This is a genomic window from Bradyrhizobium sp. (genome assembly GCF_036735945.1).
In the GTDB taxonomy this organism is placed as follows: Bacteria; Pseudomonadota; Alphaproteobacteria; order Rhizobiales; family Xanthobacteraceae; genus Bradyrhizobium.
Map to the genome: position 1 here is coordinate 1 of NZ_DAINNI010000239.1, position 3,044 is coordinate 3,044.

Here is a 3,044-nt window from a genome sequence, read left to right on the forward strand (position 1 = left end):
GTCATTCCGCCGCAGCCAAGAAGTGTGCATCAGCTAGTGCGTTCGCAGGGACGACCCGAGGAAGGAGCGCAGGCCTTCTCAAATCTTGCCGTTGACGTCGCGCTGCACGCGGGTGGCCATCTCGACCAGGCGCCGCCAGGCCTGCTCCAGGAACGACATCATGCGATCCACGTCGCGATCGCTCGGCAGCGGGATTTCGATCTTGCGCTCGTTCTCGGTCGCCTTCGGCTCGCTCCTTTTCAGCGAGTCCGATTTCGGCAGCGCCTCTTCGGTCTTGCCGCTCACGGTGGGTTCGCGCGAGGCGAGTTCCGCCTTGAGTCGCTCGTTCTCGGCCTGCAGCCGGCCGATCTCCGAATCCATCGCTGCGCGCTCGTCGGGCACGGCGTAACAGGCCCAGCCCGAACCCGAATTGCCGCAGGTCGAGACCGCGCCGCTGCGGGTGTCGAGGCGGAGCACGCCATCGGCCGTCGTCGACAGCGTATAGCGGCCGTTCTCGGCCTCCGGCGCGCCTGCCATCGCGTATCCGGCGCCGGCAAGGCAAGTCACCAGGACAACGGACTTCAGGAATTTCGAGGACGATGTTGCTGTGCGCATCGGCTTGGCTCCCGCCTCAGGACAGTCTCGGTTTCCTCGACCGCCGGGGCGCTTTCAAGGCGGCCTATACGCTTGAGCTATAGGGCGTGCGGCCGGACTTCAACGCATCCTCCAGCAGTTCGAGCCGGTCCTGTCCCCAGAACACCTCGCCATCAAGCACATAGGCCGGCGAGCCGAACACGTCGACGGCAAGCGCGTCCTGCCGGTTCTGCTCATACGCTGTGGTGATGTCCGCCGAGGCGGACCGCGCCACCATCTGGTGGCCGGGCAGCCCCGATTCGTCGGCGAGTTTCGCGATCGTTGCGGGGTCGGCGAGGTTGAGCTGATCCTCCCAGACACCGGCGAACGCCCGGCTCAGAAATTTGTCGGGGTCGAGTTCTTCCTCCAGCGCGGCGATCACCACGCCGTCGGCCAGGCGGGCGTTGAACGGCCAGTGCGCGGGCTGCAGGTGAAAATTCAGCCCGCGCTTGTCGCGCCAGCGCTGCAGCTCGACCATGCGGTAGCGCTGCCGGACCGGGTGGCGCTTGGCCAACGGCAGGCCGCCGGTGTCCGAGAACAGGTCGATCAACACCACGGGTTTATGAATTACCTTGAGATCGTAGGCACTTACAAGGCTACGAAAGGTCCGGTGCCCGACATAGGCCCAGGGCGATAGGATCGAGAAATAATAATCGACCTGCCGCGGCATGCGTGCTCCGGGAACCCTGATTTTCGCTTCACGCGGCGCATCCCAACAGAGCGGCTGAAGCGGCGCAAGATCGATCCAGGCAACAATAGCTGCTGCACTGCGATGGCAGTCCACAGTGTCGCAGGCATCTCACGGATAAATTCAATTAAATCAACGAAGTAACTGGTTACGAGCTTATCTTGACTTGATTAAACGCGATAAGTATGGTCCGCGCGGCTTTCAAGGGTGACGGGCGCAATTTCCATCTACCGTTGGCATCGTTTAGTGTCTTGGGCATGGCCGAAGACAAGAACAACAACGCAAGTGGAAATCGCGATCAGCCGTCCTCCGACGAAGCTGCGCTTTCCGCAAGGCTCGGAAGTCTGGATCAACGGTTGTCCGAAATTCGCGACGGCCGGAAACTCAGGACTGATCAAACCGGAACTGAAAGCGGGGATACGGCCGCCAGAGCATCGGCAATGGCGCTGGGTTTCCGTCTTTCCTCCGAATTGGTCGCGGGCGTTGCCGTCGGGGCGGCGATTGGCTGGGGATTCGACCGGTTATTGTCGACATCGCCGTTCGGTTTCATCGTGTTTCTTCTGCTCGGCTTCGTCGCCGGCGTGGTCAACGTGGTGAGATCAGCCGGCGTGGCCTCGGGCAAGCGCTAAGGCGTCGACGGGAAGTCACGACATTTGAAATTGGATAGCCGGCAAGGCCGGTGGATAAAGAGCCGCGCGGATGAAAATCGACCCGATCCACCAATTCAATATCGAACCCATCTTCACGATCGGCCATATCGGCAACCACACGATCGCCTTCACCAACTCGACGCTCTACATGTTCATCGCGGTGGCGGCGATCTCGCTGCTGATGATCGGCGGCATGTCGAGAGGGCAACTGGTCCCCGGACGGCTGCAGTCGATCGCCGAAATCTCCTACGAGTTCGTGGCTTCGACGATCCGCTCCACCGCCGGCGCGGAAGGCATGAAGTTCTTCCCGCTGATCTTCTCGCTGTTCATGTTCATCTGCATCTCGAACCTGATCGGCATCATCCCCTACACGTTCACGGTTTCGAGCCACCTCATCGTCACCGCGGCCCTTGCCCTGCTGGTGTTCTTCACGGTGCTGATCTACGGCGTCTACAAGAACGGCCTCAAGTTCTTCAGCATCTTCGTTCCCCACGGTGTCCCGATCTACATCCTGCCGCTGGTGATGTTCATCGAAATCCTGTCGTTCTTCCTGCGCCCGGTCTCGCACAGCGTGCGTCTGTTCGCCAACATGCTGGCCGGCCACATCGCGCTGAAGGTGTTCGCGGGCTTCGTCGCCATGCTCGGCGTCTCGCTCGGCGCGCTCGGCTGGTTAGGCGGCATGCTGCCGCTGGCGCTCACCGTGGCGCTGACCGCGCTCGAACTGCTGGTCGCATTCCTGCAGGCCTACGTGTTCGCGATCCTGACCTGCATCTATCTCAACGACGCCATTCATCCGGGACACTAAGCGGTCCGGGGAATTTCCACCCACACTTCGTCTTACCTCTCAAGGAGCTCTAGAAAATGGAACCGGCAGCAGCAAAACTTATCGGCGCGGGCATCGCATGCATCGGCATGGGCGGCGCGGGCGTCGGCGTGGGCATCATCTTCGGCAACTACCTCGCCGCTGCGGTGCGCAATCCTTCTGCAGCCCAGGGCCAGTTCGGCAACCTGATCTTCGGCTTCGCCGTGACCGAAGCGCTCGGCATTTTCTCGCTGCTGATCGCGCTGCTGCTGCTGTTCGTTCCGCTCTGAGC

General features: G+C 61.7%; 5 protein-coding genes. 3 read left to right on the top strand and 2 right to left on the bottom strand.

What is annotated here, in order from left to right:
* Positions 1-78 precede the first annotated feature (78 nt).
* Together V7E26_RS29785 and V7E26_RS29790 are read right to left on the bottom strand one after the other, a co-directional pair.
* The gene (locus V7E26_RS29785) at positions 79-594 is read right to left on the bottom strand and encodes a hypothetical protein (RefSeq protein ID WP_324422964.1); all 516 of its coding nucleotides are present in this window, start codon (positions 592-594) and stop codon (positions 79-81) included.
* A gap of 64 nt (positions 595-658) precedes the next feature.
* Positions 659-1,282, bottom strand: coding sequence for a 2-hydroxychromene-2-carboxylate isomerase (locus V7E26_RS29790; protein ID WP_324422965.1), 624 nt, complete (start codon positions 1,280-1,282; stop codon positions 659-661).
* 275 nt (positions 1,283-1,557) lie between these two features.
* On the opposite strand from V7E26_RS29790, the gene V7E26_RS29795 reads away from it, so the two are divergent.
* The 3 genes from V7E26_RS29795 to V7E26_RS29805 all read left to right on the top strand — a co-directional run bounded on the left by V7E26_RS29795 (position 1,558) and on the right by V7E26_RS29805 (position 3,042).
* Positions 1,558-1,929, top strand: a complete 372-nt coding sequence (locus V7E26_RS29795) for an AtpZ/AtpI family protein (RefSeq protein WP_324422966.1) — start codon at positions 1,558-1,560, stop codon at positions 1,927-1,929.
* Between the two features lie 70 nt (positions 1,930-1,999).
* On the top strand, positions 2,000-2,755 hold the full coding sequence (locus tag V7E26_RS29800) for a F0F1 ATP synthase subunit A (protein ID WP_324422967.1): 756 nt from the start codon (positions 2,000-2,002) through the stop codon (positions 2,753-2,755).
* 56 nt (positions 2,756-2,811) lie between these two features.
* Entirely contained in the window at positions 2,812-3,042 is a 231-nt protein-coding gene (locus V7E26_RS29805; RefSeq protein ID WP_016847054.1) for a F0F1 ATP synthase subunit C, read from the top strand.
* The last annotated feature ends 2 nt before the right edge of the window (positions 3,043-3,044 follow it).